Here is a 14,504-nt window from a genome sequence, read left to right as displayed (position 1 = left end):
GGCTTGCCCCGCAATCCATTTACTAGCTAGGAACTACGTTAATTGTTCGGAATTAGTTGACCACAACACATGGATCCTGAAACAAGTTCAGGATGACGAACTTTGTTGGTTCAGGAGGATGGTCTTTGGTTCAGGAGGGTGGTCTTTGGTTCAGGAGGATAGTCTTTGGTGTAGGTGAGGGCCTGTCGTATTGGAATGGCACAGCTTAAGGAGCGTCACAGCTGCCAAGGCTGTCATTGTGGGCTTGCTCCGCAATCCATTTACTAGCACTGTCTCGTCATTGTGGGCTTGCCCCGCAATCCATGTTTATTAATGCAAGATAGGTTTTCAAGGTGCCAGCTCCTGTCTTAACACTTGAATGGTAGCATCGGCGGATTGTGCATGTGTTTTTGTGAGGAGCGTTTGCTGTATGTGTTTGAGTTGTTTGAGGTCGAATGCAATTTCGTTTAAGAGTTCTAGATGTTCTTCTCGTTCCCAGCGCTTTGAGTGGTTCTTTAATTGCGTATAGTTCTTATTGATAACGGACCAAGTGATCTGCCATTGATGTTTGTATTTTTTCTCTTTGGTTAATATCCATCTTTGCAGGCTAATTATTGATGTATTTAGCGCTTGAACGACTTTTAAATTAGCTTTTATAGATGGGTCCAAAACATGTTGGATGTGGCGAGATGATTCAGTAAGTTGGTTGATTTGGAGCAAGGAGAATACGGTCATTGACAGAAACACCAGAGTTATCGCTCCAAAGCTAAAGGCTATCTACTTTTCCAAAGCATTCATGCGGCTTCACTCTTTTTGGGTTTTTGGCGAGTTACTATCAAAGCACTAGTCACGGTGAGCAGCAGCAAACTGGGAAGAACAATTAGGCCGATTTGCAGCAGTATTTTTGTTGCTTGTTGGTCCACAATATCTAATTTGGTGTGTACTGAAACAGCCCAAGGTTTGGTGCTTATTGGAATTTGATAGTTAATATCTTTAGACCCATCATTTCTTGTTTGAATTCCGCCAAATGGAACACCTTCACCAGCCGATTGCGTAAAAGTTTTAACCTCGACGCCATTGTCCATAGTCCAACCAGTTGTATCTTTGTTGATATTTGAAGGCTTAGGGTGCGCGATCACTTTATTCTCGTGCTCGATGATACAAGCAAAATGCTCACTACTTTGTAGTGTGTTTTCTAGCATATTCTGGACATCACTAAGTACCTTAGCTGAGTCTTCGCCTCGTTCCAGTTCAATAGATACAAGCGTTGCTAACCTTTCTGCCTGTTCTCGATTTTTATCTAGATTGAGCTTGAATAACACGTGATATAGTTGGTTGTGAAGGAGGGGAGTTGCAACAACGACAACAAAGGTGGTTATAATAAAAAACGTACCAAATACTTTTAAAAAAGAGAATTGTGTCATATGTTCGGCTCTTTAAAAGTCCGTTCCTAATTTGCAGGCAGATAACTGGCTGCGGCCCCATTATTACTTTTAATACAAACAAGTACACCAAACAAGCCTATGTTTATCCCATATAGATGGTTACGCGATTTACCTTGATGCAGATATATATAAATGATGCGCTAAGGTAAATAATTGTGTGGTGCAGTGAACTATTTATATCTAACCAAAATAAAAGCGCTTATATACTTATAAGTGCATTGCTTTTTGATTGGAGAATAATTGCTACTAATTATAATCGGCTATTGAATAATAGCTAATATGTCCGTTATTTTTGCTACAAAGCCATATTTTGACTGTGGCAACAGTCCAAGTCCTAGCGCATATATGTGGTTAGAATAATTATAATGATGTTTAAATTATCGTTGATGATTGACTAAAAGCAGTGTTTGTTTCTTTGAGATACGTAGCATAGAGGTGTATTGTTAAGATAACTTTCTGTGTGCTACATGAAGCGAAGCAGCCACTAATAAACCTAGTGTCATAGCTAGGGGTTAATACCAATCAAGCGGGAGTGATTGGTATTTGCTACTGAGCATTATAAATGCCAGATGTTTTTGTCATCGGCTAACACCTGGCATGCTTCACCTGATTTGTAACGCAGGTAAAAAGCGTCGTCGTAAAGCACTTTACTGCTACAGATCACATCTTCATACCTGTAACAGATCAGCAGATGATCTTGATGGCAAATCAACGTATTACACAGACGTTTGTCATGAACAATGTTAACTGAGATAACCTGACACGCCTTGCACTTAGCCTTACTCTTGAACCAAGTCATAAACAAGTTTCGCCGTCACTAAATCACTTAAAGCTGTGCCCACAGATTTAAAAAGCGTAATTTCACTTTGGTTAGTCCGTCGATAGGTATGACTCTTGGCCAGCTCAGTTAATTCTGCCTTAACCTGTGATTCACTAAATACGCCCTCGGAAATTGGGAGTAGTAACTCACCAGCTTCATTTAACACATTAATTCGACTGTCTACATATACTGAGCTGCGGGTAACAGTGCGAGTGTCGCACTCCCTGTATTGTTTGTGATGATTTCCAATTAAGTCAATATGAGTACCAGGGGACACCCAGTTACCATCAAAAAGAGGAGTATGGCTTCCTGTGGCACAACTGATCACGTCGGCAGATGCAATCAAACTTTGGCATGCTGTACCAAATTCAAATTGTATTTTCCCGTGCTGTGCAGACAACACTGACAATAAGGTTTTTGCTTTATCAGGGTTTCTGGCGACGACAGTGACTTTTTCGTAGTCACGTACATTCAGGTGTGCATTGATCATAAAAGGTGCGAGATTACCTGAGCCAAAGAACACTAAGTGTTTGGCATCCTTTTTTGCTAAATAGGAGGCGGCGAGCGCAGATACAGCAGCCGTGCGCCAAAGTGTCACTTCGGTTCCATCAATAAGCGCAAGTGGCTCCCCAGTTTGACGAGAAAATAGCATTATCTTTGAGTAGAGACTTGCTTTGTCCTGTTTAAAGTTTTCCGGAAAGTATGTAAAGGCTTTCACACCAATGACTTCGTTGTTCCAAGCTGGCAGCACGGCAAACGCATCGTGATTATCAGCTGAGTTATCTAGCTCAAACACTTGGCGCATCGGCATATTGGCGTCACCCGAAAAGCCTTCAGCAATGGTATCAATTAAGGCTTTAAAATTGAGTGCTTGTTTTACTTGTGCGCGATTAATTAATTGCATAACTTTGCTTCCTTATAATTCAAAATTTTGCGCAGAGTGAGTCAGCTGTTGATAGCCGTTTGGAGTGACCACTATATCTTCTTCCAGTCGTACTCCCCCGACATGAGGAATATAAATCCCTGGCTCTATTGTGATCACATTGCCGGCGCTCAACACATAGGGGTTATTGGGCTTGATAAATGGATGTTCATGTAGAGCAAGGCCCAACCCATGACCAAGCCCTTCACCTGCGAATTGAGCGAATTCGCTATTATTCAATACTCGATGCGCAACCTGATTCAAGGCATCGCAAGACACGCCTTGCTGTACTTTTTCTAATGCTGCATGTTGGGCACGTTGAACGGTGTTAAACATGGCTTGTTGTTGAGCACTGGGTGTGCCGTAAATATAGGTCCGTGTCATATCTGAGCGGTAACCACCAACAACAGCACCAAAATCGATTAAGATCAGATCACCATGACGTAATGCACGTTCACTAGGATCGCCATGGGGTAGAGCACTTCTTTCGCCAAAAAGTAAAATAGTATCAAAGGAAACCCCTTGGGAGCCTTTTTGACGCATTTTGTATTCCAGTTCCAACGCCAGATCTCGCTCCTTTACCCCTTCACGGACGAGCGTTAAAGTTTCACAAAGGGCTGCATCAGCAATGTTGGCAGCCTGTTGAAGAAATGCTATCTCTATGTCATCTTTCACTTCTCGTAGCGTTTCCACCCAACCATATGCACCCTGTACATACGGGTAGGTCAAGTCAGCGGCAATGGCTTCCCACTGAGCTACACTGACATTTTCTGATTCATAGGCGATTTTATTGAGCTCTGGAAATAGCGCTAAAATACACTGGCCTAGGCGCTGGGCATCTCGGTCACGTTTTATCACGTGTATATTTTCCGTTTCCAAGCAAGCCCGTTCGTAATATCTATAATCGGTAATTAAGTAAGTGTTGCTCTTGGATATTAGTAATGTGGCAGCATTGCCACTAAAACCAGAGAGGTATTGAATATTCTCATGGCCTGAAACTACCATCATATCTATGTCATGCTGTGACAACTTTGCTATCAATTGTTGTCTTCGAGAGTTATGGTTCGCTTTCAACTACGCCACCTATTAGAAATTGAGTGATGTACTTCACTCTGTTAACCAAATTCAATGTCTTTGCTGTGAAATATATTGTATACAATTGTGATAAGCAAGCTTTAAATAATTAGTGACGGAGTGTTACAACGCGCAATGTTGCAATAGATGACTTTGATTTTTAGCTAAAACTTAAACCCTAGCTATAGAGCTTGGGGGGATATAGTGACAGCAAGAGGGTAAAGGTGTTTAAAGTTATAGAATGTGGGCTAATTAAAAGCTTTAGGAGTGACTACTAGAGTAAAAAAATGCATTGGCAACCATCAAAGAAAGCGCAGTGTTTCTGCGCTTTACAGGTTCAGTGTGTTGTTATAGCTGTTCTTTTATATCAATGAGTTGAATTTTACCTGAACTATTGTCTATCAGTTCAAATGAGTGAGCATTTCGCACCAAAACACTTCCACTGCCATCGTCTATAACTACTTTCCCGGATACGTTCTTAACGACTATTTTCCCTGAGCCATCTTCAATGGACACATCGCCGTCAACCTGCTCAACAACAACCTTGCCTGAGCCATCACCAATGGCAATTGCACCATGCACACCATGGATGTTAATGTTTCCGGAGCCGTCTTCAATCTCTACCGACAAGAGGTTATTGCTGATCCTGATTGACCCTGAGCCATCTTCAATTCGACTTACGCTGGCATTTTCGATTATGATCGCGCCTGATCGGTCTTTGATCTCGGTTAGTAATTCACTAGGTACGGTTATGGTTAAATGGAGCAAAGTGTGGTTGTACGCTCGGTGACAGGTATTGGCGGTCAGCAGTGCGATGTTTTTTTGCTTAATGAGTTCAAAGCAGTAGTCTGTGCTCGCCTGAGATTGATATATATCAGCTTTAACACTTATCTTATCGGTCTCTTCGCCAATAACCGTTAGTTTTCCAGAGCCTGCGTCAATTTTTAATCTATCTAAATCAGCTACGGGCAATGACAGAGTGCGACTTTCCACAAAATCAAAATCATTTGAAAACAATTGCATTGCAGATAGCTGAGTGCAAAAAAAAGCCACAGCTGTCAAAAAGTAAATTTTCATCTCAATGTCCTTAGATACGCATTTTTAACTGTGACGCAGTAGTCTAGAAAAAGGTTTAAAGGCCATTTTGAAACGCAAGCTTTTTGGCGTTTCAGCTACCTAACTTGTCGGCGTTAAGCGAATTTACTTGGCTCTCCCCTTAAATTATTGTATACAATATACATAAGTTGATAATGAGAAGCTCCTATGCGTAAAACTTGCTTAAGTATCTGTCTAGCCACCTTGCTAAGTGGCTGCGCTGCGACAACACCGATCAAGACGTCGTCTAAAATATTACCTCCATCAAAAATGCAGGTGGAACTTGACGTTTCTGGCCGCACCAGCACCTTAAAAAATATTGATATTCAATATGTTGGGAAAAACATTCCGCGTACATACAGTGACGGTAAAATCACTAACAGCCGTGGATATGATTGGTGGGTAAGCAAGCATTTTGCTCTAAAGAGTGATCTTCCAGAAGAAAAGGTTCGCTTGTATTTAGAGTTACTAGAGATGTCATACCCGCATTACGTTGAATTATTCGGTATGGAACCCAGTAACATAGAAAACCAACGTATCGCGGTTGTTTATGGTAGCTCTAGAGCCAGAGTGCGAGAAGCGATGCTAGATGATGGCTTTTTACGTGGGGTGCATACACATGCTGGTGGCGAAACCATGTTTTACAATCGTGCTGGCTATAGTTTCCCAAGCCATCGGCAGCATCACCAACGGTACATTGTTATCCATGAAACCATGCATGCATTTCATATGGCGCTTAATGGTCACTCAACATGGGCACCTAATTGGATCACCGAGGGAATGGCTGATGCGATAGCCAGTCATACTTTTGATCCACAGAAAAAACAGCTCAATGTAATGGTTTTTGACCGAGCGCCGATGAACTACTTAACGTCAGGACTTGCCCAATATCATCAAGGGGGACAACCAAGTTTTGAACAAATTAATGACAACCCGAGCCTTAAACGCGGATTGAATTTTTTTATCGTACACTTTTTGTTGAGCGATCCGACACGTTACCATTACTTTAAACGCTATTTGAAGGAGTTAATGCGTGCAAATCCTGACTCGCAGGAGACATTACCGACAGCCAATAAACTACTAAAAGCAACTTTTCCAGATTGGCCGACTCTTGAAGCTGAGTTCAGTCAATTTGTTAAAACTGCACAATCTAGCTTTTATATTGTTCAAGGGCCTTGGGAGCAAAGTGGAGCAGGTTACTTCCTAAGAAGTGATAAAAGTGAAACTCTGCACCGTCTTGATATTATTGCTGACAATGACAGCTTGCAAACGACTTTAGACTTTCCCGCACCGTCTTCGCACCCCTTGATCATGCCTGTGAGTAAAAACAGCTTGGCAGCCTTAATACATTTCGAGCCCGAACAAGTAGGGCGCGGCGAAATTGGTATTGGTCTGTTAACTGAGCTTAGCAAAGACAGCAAGAAAAAGCGCTTGGGGCTGCTCAAAGAAGCTGATTTTAGTCAAGATAAAATGCTGACTTTATTAATAAAAAATGGCAACAAGCTTGAGTTTAATGGAGCCGGTTATGACGAATCAAGCCAGTATGTTTCTCTGACTCCTGAGGCCATCGAAGATATTCAAAAGTATCAGCAGTTGGCACTTAATTTGACCAAGCTAGATGATCAACTTGTGGTGACGCTCAATACTAAGTCTCAAAGCCAAAAAGTGACTTTTAATATGCCTAAAAATGCGCAAGATAAGGTTAACTTGCAGCAAATTGCAATCCTTGGTAAAGCGATGAACCATACGCTTACGCCATACGTTTTTGGCCACACAGCGTCTGTAGTATCATTAAATGAGTCTATCGCTAATCCTTGGTTATATCGAGATGCTCCACTGGCAATGCGAGCATTCAACACCTGCGAGGAGTTTACTCACGATATACCACAGTGCCGAACCCAGTTAAAAAACGCCTTTGATAAGCTCACTGATCAAAACAAGCATGATGAGTTGTCTACACAATTACGACAATACTTGACGCTTTGGCGTAGTCAAATTCACCGCCCAACGGCAAAAACCCTCAGCGGTATTGAGCTTCAATTGAGGTTTGACAACGACCAGCCTTTTGTCAAAGCCATTAACCCAAGTGATAGTGTTGCTGAGTTAATACTTACTGGCGAAGGCGGTAAAGCTGTAACCCACTCACTCTTACCTGGAAAAAGTCGCTTTGATTTGACAGATAATACAGCCACTTATGGCTATAAACTGAACTGGCAAGATATACAACAGTCTGGGCTGTTAGATGTCGAAAGTCAGCGCTTTGACGGTGTGTACTTGAATGCTTCGTTACAACAAAAACAATTGAAAATAGCGCTAACCGGGCCTTATTCAGGCGCTACGTCTGGCGAATTAGCCGTTCAGTTTTTACCATTTGAAAAGCCAGTAAAGAGCGCTCACATTTGGCAGGAAAGTGTAGACATATCGCCCTATGAGCAAAAAATTTGGCAACCAGCTATACATGCTTTACCTAACTTAAAAGATGGTATTTTAGAAGTGACAGCGACTTTGGAAGTTGACGGTGAACCCGTCAAATTACAACAGCGAATTAAACTTTAAATTCATGCTGAGCATTTTGTATATTTTTTCCCTTTGTAAAACTTGATTGTTTTAGTCAATCCAAAGGTTAGCTGTAATAGCTAACCTTTTTTTAGTCATATGCCTCTCGAATTGACCCAATTATCTTCTGGTCTATAGAAAGTAATGAGACTAAACGGCAAGTCTGTGTTCCCCATTTTGCATTGCCTATACGGTTCTTAACAGCAATAAAAATTCCAGAAAAGTGTCATAAAAAAAGCAACTTAGCGCAATCAAACCGACATTAAAAATGATTATTTTCATTGCTGCGAAATTTTCACCAGTTCTCTGCGTCTTGAGTGTGCAGTAGCAAGTGAATATCTCAATAAAAACCAAAATAATAGTGATGTATTGGAGAAAAAATGAAAATTAAACATGTCCTGCTGTGTGCAACAATGCTAATGAGTATGCCAAGTGTGGCTGATTCTCTCAAAGTGATGGCTTACAATATCATGCAGCTAAATGTGCAAGATTGGGATCAGAGTAATAGAGCGCAACGTTTACCCTTGGCGCTTACTTCGCTTAATGACAGGCCTGATGTCATTATTGTCAACGAAGTATTTAATAGTGATGCTGAGCAGGCACTCGCTGCGTTATCTTCTATATATCCTTATCAAACACCGAATGTTGGACAGGATTGCAGTGGCAGCGGCTGGGACAGTTTGACTGGTAACTGTTCCAATAGCCCGTTTGTTATCCGAGGGGGTGTGGTGATTATTTCTAAATATCCAATCATTTCGCAAAAAGCGCATGTTTTCACTCAGAGTTTGAGTGGTAGTTGGGACTATTTGGCAAACAAAGGCTTTGCTTATGTTGAAATAGAAAAAGGAGGTTTGCGTTACCACTTGATCGGCACTCACTTGCAAGCAACACATGATGGCAATACCGAGGAAGAACATCGTGTTCGCATGGGCCAGTTAAGTGAAGTTCAAGCTTTTATCGAGGCACAGAATATACCTAGAAGCGAACCCTTGATCATTGGTGGCGACATGAATGTAGAGTGGAGCAAGCGGCAAGAAGTGGCAGACATGCTCACTACAGCAAGAGCGAAGTTGAATTTTGAAACGCCAGTGATAGGCTCATTTTCCGCAAAACACAATTGGTTTACTAAAGCCAATGCATACTATTTTGATTACAGCTTAGAATACAACGATACCTTGGATTATGTATTTTGGCATGCCGATCACAAACAGCCTAAAAACAATCCGAGTATGGCTGTGCGTTATCCAAAAGCTGACAAAAATTGGTACTGGAGCTATTTAAAGGGCAACTGGAACCTCAGTAGCGGCCGCCATTATCACAATGGCTATTATAATGAGCTATCAGATCATTATCCGGTGCAGGTAAACTTTGAGTTTTGATTAAGTGCTAAGTAGGTGCTTGATTACGACACTCAAAAAAGAGTGAGCAGGGGATAGCTTGGCTATTTCAATCAAATTGACGTCGATTTTTGTTTTAATTGAGCACCGTTTATCAACGACATTTATTTCCTTTAAATAAGGTTGAAGCAGGGTGGAAGAAAGAATCCCTAAAGCTTAAGTTGTATGAGCTTGCAGTTTTTAAGCTTAATCCGAGTTACTATTTCTTCTTTCATTAAATTCTAAATAATCTATTGTTTACAATTTGTTCTCAATGTATAACGTTAAGTGGCTGTACTAAAAGTAAGCACATTTTGGGTTTCACAATTAATTAAGGAAAGAAAAATGATAAAAAGTATCTTAGCCGCAACGGCACTGATTGTTGCTACATCCATCCCGACTAATGCAAATGCATACGAAGAAATTTTGGTAGAGTGTTATAAAAATGGTCGCCTATTATGGAGCGATGTTTTTGAATCATATAATGAATCTCGTACTGCTGAGAAAATTTGCAGAAGAATAGGCGGAGAACCAATTAGCTACTAAAATCGAGCATACTAAAACAGTAAGTTTGTATATAGCACGAAAGAAGGTCAGCACGATAGCTGGCCTTTTTTGTAACGGTCATAATCAATTTTGAAGTACATGTGTGCGGGTAGTACATGACCCGCATATTTAAGTATTTATACTAATATCCCGTATTTTATGATGTGGCCGAATAGCTAGGGAGTGTATTGTGGCTCAATTTCAGAAAGTGCTTTGATAAACCAGATAAAGTGCTTTAAGGTAACTATTCAACTGCTGTTTATTTAAACTAGAATATAGAAGCTGACAGATGTTTAGCTGGGCGATTCACTTCTCATTAAAGGTTGCATATGGATATTGCACTCCCAACACTCATACATTTATTCGTGGTTATTCCAGCCATAGTTTTAGGCCTTCTAAATTTGGCAATGGAAAAAGGCACTCGTATACATAAGTTCATTGGTAGATTGTGGGCTGTGCTTATGTTAATCACCGCTTTTAGCTCTTTTTTTATTCAACCAACAGGCAGCCTAACTTGGCTACATTTGTTTGCTATTTTAATTATCGTCTCGGTTGTTGCTGGAACGTACGCCATTTATAAAGGTAATCGAAGGGTACATATTGATTGCATGTGCGGCGCATATATTGGCACTGTGATCTCCGCTGTTGTTGCCGCAAGTATCCCAGGGCGCTTATTACACACCATGTTGTTTTAACAATATCGTACTAATTTACTCAGCTCTCTGTTGATACTGTGACTTACATTTTATGCTATAAATAGCGAAAAAATAAAAGGTGTAAAGAGGTTTGTATGACAAAGGAGCCATGGGTTAATAGTGAAATTTTGGCGGGAGGGCCTCTGGTTGGAAACAAAGAAGGCTTAGAGCAGCTAAAAATTACCATTGAGCAAGTACTGGATGGCTCATCAACTTCTCAGTGTCAACTCTCACTTTGTGACAATATATCGGTCCATATACAAGAAACCCAACAATACTATACGGCGCAGCAGGAAGATCATCGCACCTGGCTTCAAAAGCTGCGTGATAACTTAATCGCCAGTTTATTATTTAGTTGGCTTTTTCTTCTACCCCTAGCAGCGCTAGCGCACATTGCTCATGATATATACGCACAGCCCAAGCCAGAACCTCGGTGCCTGATCCCAAATCAGCCATTAAATAACCACGATAAACTTATTAGATAGCGATTATTCCTGTTAGCCATAAAGTGAGTTGTTTTTGAGCGATGTGGATAAAACAAATATATCGTGAATTATTAAGGCTAATTCCATTCATCTCACAAATTAAAGGAAATCTATGTATATCGGAGAGGTTGCAAATAAAACCGGATTATCAATAAAAGCGATTCGATTGTATGAAACGCGAGGCTTGATTAAAACACCTTTGAGACAAGGACGCTACCGCGTATACGAAGATTCGCACATAGAGGTGCTGAACCTAATCAAAGAGGCCAAGTCGTTAGGGTCTACTTTAGCTCAACTTGACGAGGTGATTGTCTATCAAAATGGGGAAGTAGATTGGCTACGAATAGAGCAGTTTCTGGTTGGGCTTAAGTGTCAGTTGTCACGTCAGGTAGATTCGTTAAATAGCAGGATCTCTCGGATTGAAAATTGTCTGTCTACGATAAAATCTTGTCCTTCTATGCTTGACTCTACCCCTAGGGGAAGAGATTAGACTCGTCATCAAACTCAAAAATAGGAAATGAGTAAAATGACGAAAAAAATACTAGTTCTAAATGGTAATCCAAAATCAAACAGTTTTGGTCAACACTTGGCAGATATCTACAGTTGTGAAGCCAGAGAATACTTTGAAGTAAGACGTTTTAATTTATCTGACATGACATTTAATGCAAACTTGCAGTATGGCTATAATGCAGCACAGGTGCTGGAGCCTGATTTAGTCGATTTTCAGAAGGCTGTTTTGTGGGCCGAGCATATTGTAATTGTTTCACCGATTTGGTGGGGGGGGCTCCCCGCTAAACTTAAGGGCTTGTTTGATAGAACATTTTTACCAGATTTTTCTTTTAGATACGAAAAAGACAACCCTGTACCTGTACAGCTTTTATCAGGAAAGACATCCCGGCTTATTCTAACAATGGATATGCCAGCGCAGCATGTGGAAGAGCAAGCCGCGCCAGTTATTGCTCAACTTGATACGTATACATTGCAGTTTTGCGGTATTCAAAAAGCACAAATAAACTTATTTGGTTCTTTGCTCTTAGCAACACCCTTTGATAAGCAAAAGTGGGAGGGATCGGTAAAATATTTGGGAAGCAAAGGTCTATAAAAGCAAACCATTCAATGTATGAAAACAAGTTGGCTAATCGTACTAAAACAGTTGGCCGACTAACGACCTCTTTTTATTGTCTGAATATGGTTACCTCAACACACACTAATTATGTTTAATTGATAAATACCTGGTTGAGTATTACCTCTCTCGTTGCGTCTAGTTTATTTAACTTGATTAAAGTAGAAGCACTCTTTTGTGTTCTCGTATTCAAAAAGCTCTGGTATTTGGTAGGATTTGATTAATTTTTTCATGATAAATTAATGATTTTATAGAATTTAAATAACAGTGGCTTTGGCGTTTTATGGTTGTTTACAGTCTTTTTTGTCTATTATATATTCGACTTGATTTTAATCTGTTTAATTTAAACAAGGGAGTTTATAAAAATGAAATTAAAATCAATGTTGTTTGGCTTTGCTACAGCGGCTACTTTATCTTTAAGTAGTCATACAATAGCCTCTATTGGTAGTAATACCATGCTTATTACGTGTGTAGACCAAAGCGAATCCAAAGTGCTGTGGTCAGATCGCGCCTCTAATCCCAGAGTGCAAAACGCTTTGTTGACGAGGTGCTTATATGAAGGCGGTTTCCCTGAGGTTCGTTTTATTACGTATTAAATACATCAGATGTGATGTATGGCGTTAGGGGGTACCTCCATTTAATCTTTCTCAGCAATACTAGGTAAAATAGTGGGTTTTAGCATGAAAATCTATATTAATAAGATTCATGCATTTATAAAATCTAGGTGTTTAAAATAAACCTCGATTTTGTTGTTCTATTTAACTGTGCTGCATTGCTTATTTTAATATTTATATCAAAGGTATAAAACAAGGGAGTATATAATAATGAAACTTAAATCAATTCTATTTGGCGGCATAGCTGCAATTGCTCTATCACTTGGTGTGCAATCAACTGCTCATGCATATATGACGATTTTGGTTACTTGCGTAGACAAAAATAACTACAACATCTTATGGACTTCTAAGTCTATTTTCCATGCCCAGTACAGAGAAGATGTAAGGCGTTGTATCGCGGATGGTGGTTACGCTGAGGTCGATTACCTCTAAATATTGAGTTGACCAAGTACGTTTGCGTTAAGCAAACGTACTTTTTAATAAACCTAAAACTCTTGTTTTTAAAAGGTTTAGCCTGTGAATTCAAACATCACTTTTTTGCAGTGTCTAACACATCCCCTTCATAATGTAGTTTGGCCCCGCTGGACTGCCCAAATATTTTTCATTCGTGTCTTCAAAGCCTGCTTTTTTATAGCATTGGTATGCGAGGTTGTTACGGCAGTTGACGGTTAAATAAATTTGCCTGTACTCGGGGTAACAATCGCTTACGTAAGGGAATAGAGCATGCACCGCTTTTTTGCCATAGCCTTTGCCTTGTTGGCGTTTATCAATCACAAATGCTCGGATCCCAACAGCATCTTTTGGGCAAAAGTCATATTTCTGTGCGTAAGCGAGATCAAGCTTAAAATAACCAATGACCTTGTCTTGATGTTCAATTACATGCAGGTGAGTGGTGTCGCATATATCATTTAAAAACTCGGAAGCAATGCCTGCAAATTCAACCTGATTATCTTCAATCTGAATGGCTTTTACCTGTTCTAGATGTTTTTCAGAGAGCTTAGTTATCGTTATCATGATGTGCTCTTAAGTGTTATAAAGTAACAAAAGAATAATTGATATCTTCCAAAATTACCATATTCGGGACGAAGTTCTATTCACAGCGACATGAGCTGCGTTTTGGTTTGTTTATCAAGTTTTTCTAGTGCATATCGAAATGCCACTCGAGGCATGTGTTTGTGGTGAGTTTTGAGGTAATTAATAACGACATCCGGCGATGACTTGGAAAGCACTTTTAGCAGCCAGCCATAGCCCTTTTGCACCAAATCATGTTGATCATTGAATAACAAGTTTGCCGCGTTTAAAGGGGCATTTAGGGGAAATTTTCCTTTATTTAATGGGTAAATCAAAATGACGGCGACGGCTCTTCGCACAGCGAAGTTACTGTGCATGGCCCAAGGGTGGGTTTTATCAATTAACTCTGGGTATTGCACCATCAGCTCGCCAAAGGCATGGGTACAAAAATCGTCGCAGTCGTACCAGTCGGTGATGTATTGCAATAACCAACGTTCGAAAATATCAAAGGTACTTAGGGTATATTGTTTTTTGACTCGAAACGCCCAGTCATAGGCGATTAAACTGAGCATCCAGTCACGCTCTTCAAGCAATTGCTCACACAGGTGCAATACAGATTCAATCTGGTGATCCGTTAATTGTCGGTAAAGCGTTGCAGAAAGTTGCCGAGCTTGGGCTGTTTTGATTTTTTGCTTCGGGTAGCCAAGTTCAGCCAAAGCGCCTAAAGCAATGTCTTTTATATGCATAGCATGTATCGATGCGT

General features: G+C 40.4%; 17 protein-coding genes. 9 read left to right on the top strand and 8 right to left on the bottom strand.

Annotation, left to right across the window (positions count from 1 at the left end; all coding sequences use genetic code 11):
* Positions 1 to 327: 327 nt before the first annotated feature.
* From N483_RS10220 to N483_RS10200, 6 genes are all read right to left on the bottom strand, one after another.
* The gene (locus tag N483_RS10220; RefSeq protein WP_036976996.1) at positions 328 to 714 is read right to left on the bottom strand and encodes a hypothetical protein; all 387 of its coding nucleotides are present in this window, start codon (positions 712 to 714) and stop codon (positions 328 to 330) included.
* A gap of 59 nt (positions 715 to 773) precedes the next feature.
* Complete coding sequence (locus N483_RS10215; RefSeq protein WP_023401161.1) at positions 774 to 1,403, bottom strand: hypothetical protein; 630 nt, start codon at positions 1,401 to 1,403, stop codon at positions 774 to 776.
* A gap of 577 nt (positions 1,404 to 1,980) precedes the next feature.
* A complete protein-coding gene (locus N483_RS26950; protein WP_155250802.1) occupies positions 1,981 to 2,223 on the bottom strand; it encodes a hypothetical protein in 243 nt (80 codons plus the stop codon).
* The gene (locus N483_RS10210; protein ID WP_023401160.1) at positions 2,204 to 3,148 is read right to left on the bottom strand and encodes an ornithine cyclodeaminase family protein; all 945 of its coding nucleotides are present in this window, start codon (positions 3,146 to 3,148) and stop codon (positions 2,204 to 2,206) included. The genes N483_RS26950 and N483_RS10210 overlap by 20 nt, the downstream gene beginning before the upstream one ends.
* 12 nt (positions 3,149 to 3,160) lie before the next feature.
* Positions 3,161 to 4,240 (bottom strand): M24 family metallopeptidase, encoded by a 1,080-nt coding sequence (locus N483_RS10205; protein ID WP_023401159.1) that lies wholly within the window; start codon positions 4,238 to 4,240, stop codon positions 3,161 to 3,163.
* A 348-nt stretch (positions 4,241 to 4,588) separates the two neighbouring features.
* Positions 4,589 to 5,317 carry a hypothetical protein gene (locus N483_RS10200; RefSeq protein ID WP_023401158.1) on the bottom strand — a complete coding sequence of 243 codons (729 nt, stop codon included), beginning with the start codon at positions 5,315 to 5,317 and terminating at the stop codon, positions 4,589 to 4,591.
* Between the two features lie 186 nt (positions 5,318 to 5,503).
* On the opposite strand from N483_RS10200, the gene N483_RS10195 reads away from it, so the two are divergent.
* The 9 genes from N483_RS10195 to N483_RS10155 all read left to right on the top strand — a co-directional run bounded on the left by N483_RS10195 (position 5,504) and on the right by N483_RS10155 (position 13,162).
* Positions 5,504 to 7,891 (top strand): hypothetical protein, encoded by a 2,388-nt coding sequence (locus tag N483_RS10195; RefSeq protein ID WP_023401157.1) that lies wholly within the window; start codon positions 5,504 to 5,506, stop codon positions 7,889 to 7,891.
* A 380-nt stretch (positions 7,892 to 8,271) separates the two neighbouring features.
* Positions 8,272 to 9,270: a sphingomyelin phosphodiesterase gene (locus N483_RS10190; protein WP_023401156.1), complete on the top strand. Its 999-nt coding sequence runs from the start codon at positions 8,272 to 8,274 to the stop codon at positions 9,268 to 9,270.
* Between the two features lie 342 nt (positions 9,271 to 9,612).
* Entirely contained in the window at positions 9,613 to 9,813 is a 201-nt protein-coding gene (locus tag N483_RS10185) for a hypothetical protein (RefSeq protein WP_023401155.1), read from the top strand.
* A 329-nt stretch (positions 9,814 to 10,142) separates the two neighbouring features.
* Positions 10,143 to 10,508 (top strand): DUF2306 domain-containing protein, encoded by a 366-nt coding sequence (locus N483_RS10180; protein WP_023401154.1) that lies wholly within the window; start codon positions 10,143 to 10,145, stop codon positions 10,506 to 10,508.
* Positions 10,509 to 10,603: 95 nt separating this feature from the next.
* A complete protein-coding gene (locus N483_RS10175) occupies positions 10,604 to 10,993 on the top strand; it encodes a hypothetical protein (RefSeq protein WP_023401153.1) in 390 nt (129 codons plus the stop codon).
* 112 nt (positions 10,994 to 11,105) lie between these two features.
* Positions 11,106 to 11,483: a MerR family transcriptional regulator gene (locus tag N483_RS10170; RefSeq protein ID WP_023401152.1), complete on the top strand. Its 378-nt coding sequence runs from the start codon at positions 11,106 to 11,108 to the stop codon at positions 11,481 to 11,483.
* Between the two features lie 36 nt (positions 11,484 to 11,519).
* Positions 11,520 to 12,095, top strand: coding sequence for an NAD(P)H-dependent oxidoreductase (locus tag N483_RS10165; protein ID WP_023401151.1), 576 nt, complete (start codon positions 11,520 to 11,522; stop codon positions 12,093 to 12,095).
* A 386-nt stretch (positions 12,096 to 12,481) separates the two neighbouring features.
* On the top strand, positions 12,482 to 12,712 hold the full coding sequence (locus N483_RS10160; RefSeq protein WP_023401150.1) for a hypothetical protein: 231 nt from the start codon (positions 12,482 to 12,484) through the stop codon (positions 12,710 to 12,712).
* A 228-nt stretch (positions 12,713 to 12,940) separates the two neighbouring features.
* Complete coding sequence (locus tag N483_RS10155) at positions 12,941 to 13,162, top strand: hypothetical protein (protein WP_023401149.1); 222 nt, start codon at positions 12,941 to 12,943, stop codon at positions 13,160 to 13,162.
* 114 nt (positions 13,163 to 13,276) lie between these two features.
* On the opposite strand, the gene N483_RS10150 is transcribed toward N483_RS10155, so the two are convergent.
* Complete coding sequence (locus N483_RS10150) at positions 13,277 to 13,744, bottom strand: GNAT family N-acetyltransferase (protein ID WP_023401148.1); 468 nt, start codon at positions 13,742 to 13,744, stop codon at positions 13,277 to 13,279.
* An 80-nt stretch (positions 13,745 to 13,824) separates the two neighbouring features.
* Complete coding sequence (locus N483_RS10145; RefSeq protein WP_023401147.1) at positions 13,825 to 14,487, bottom strand: DNA alkylation repair protein; 663 nt, start codon at positions 14,485 to 14,487, stop codon at positions 13,825 to 13,827.
* Between the last annotated feature and the right edge of the window lie 17 nt (positions 14,488 to 14,504).

The sequence above is a fragment of the Pseudoalteromonas luteoviolacea NCIMB 1944 genome, from assembly GCF_001625565.1.
Classification (GTDB): domain Bacteria; phylum Pseudomonadota; class Gammaproteobacteria; order Enterobacterales; family Alteromonadaceae; genus Pseudoalteromonas; species Pseudoalteromonas luteoviolacea_F.
This window is presented reverse-complemented; position numbering and strand designations above follow the sequence as displayed.

Excerpts from the sequence above, each read along its gene's own strand:
- N483_RS10220 (WP_036976996.1), bottom strand. The coding sequence starts at position 714 with ATGACCGTATTCTCCTTGCTCCAAATCAACCAACTTACTGAATCATCT.
- N483_RS10215 (WP_023401161.1), bottom strand. The coding sequence starts at position 1,403 with ATGACACAATTCTCTTTTTTAAAAGTATTTGGTACGTTTTTTATTATA.
- N483_RS26950 (WP_155250802.1), bottom strand. The coding sequence starts at position 2,223 with ATGACTTGGTTCAAGAGTAAGGCTAAGTGCAAGGCGTGTCAGGTTATC.
- N483_RS10210 (WP_023401160.1), bottom strand. The coding sequence starts at position 3,148 with ATGCAATTAATTAATCGCGCACAAGTAAAACAAGCACTCAATTTTAAA.
- N483_RS10200 (WP_023401158.1), bottom strand. The coding sequence starts at position 5,317 with ATGAAAATTTACTTTTTGACAGCTGTGGCTTTTTTTTGCACTCAGCTA.
- N483_RS10195 (WP_023401157.1), top strand. The coding sequence starts at position 5,504 with ATGCGTAAAACTTGCTTAAGTATCTGTCTAGCCACCTTGCTAAGTGGC.
- N483_RS10190 (WP_023401156.1), top strand. The coding sequence starts at position 8,272 with ATGAAAATTAAACATGTCCTGCTGTGTGCAACAATGCTAATGAGTATG.
- N483_RS10185 (WP_023401155.1), top strand. The coding sequence starts at position 9,613 with ATGATAAAAAGTATCTTAGCCGCAACGGCACTGATTGTTGCTACATCC.
- N483_RS10180 (WP_023401154.1), top strand. The coding sequence starts at position 10,143 with ATGGATATTGCACTCCCAACACTCATACATTTATTCGTGGTTATTCCA.
- N483_RS10175 (WP_023401153.1), top strand. The coding sequence starts at position 10,604 with ATGACAAAGGAGCCATGGGTTAATAGTGAAATTTTGGCGGGAGGGCCT.
- N483_RS10170 (WP_023401152.1), top strand. The coding sequence starts at position 11,106 with ATGTATATCGGAGAGGTTGCAAATAAAACCGGATTATCAATAAAAGCG.
- N483_RS10165 (WP_023401151.1), top strand. The coding sequence starts at position 11,520 with ATGACGAAAAAAATACTAGTTCTAAATGGTAATCCAAAATCAAACAGT.
- N483_RS10160 (WP_023401150.1), top strand. The coding sequence starts at position 12,482 with ATGAAATTAAAATCAATGTTGTTTGGCTTTGCTACAGCGGCTACTTTA.
- N483_RS10155 (WP_023401149.1), top strand. The coding sequence starts at position 12,941 with ATGAAACTTAAATCAATTCTATTTGGCGGCATAGCTGCAATTGCTCTA.
- N483_RS10150 (WP_023401148.1), bottom strand. The coding sequence starts at position 13,744 with ATGATAACGATAACTAAGCTCTCTGAAAAACATCTAGAACAGGTAAAA.
- N483_RS10145 (WP_023401147.1), bottom strand. The coding sequence starts at position 14,487 with ATGCATATAAAAGACATTGCTTTAGGCGCTTTGGCTGAACTTGGCTAC.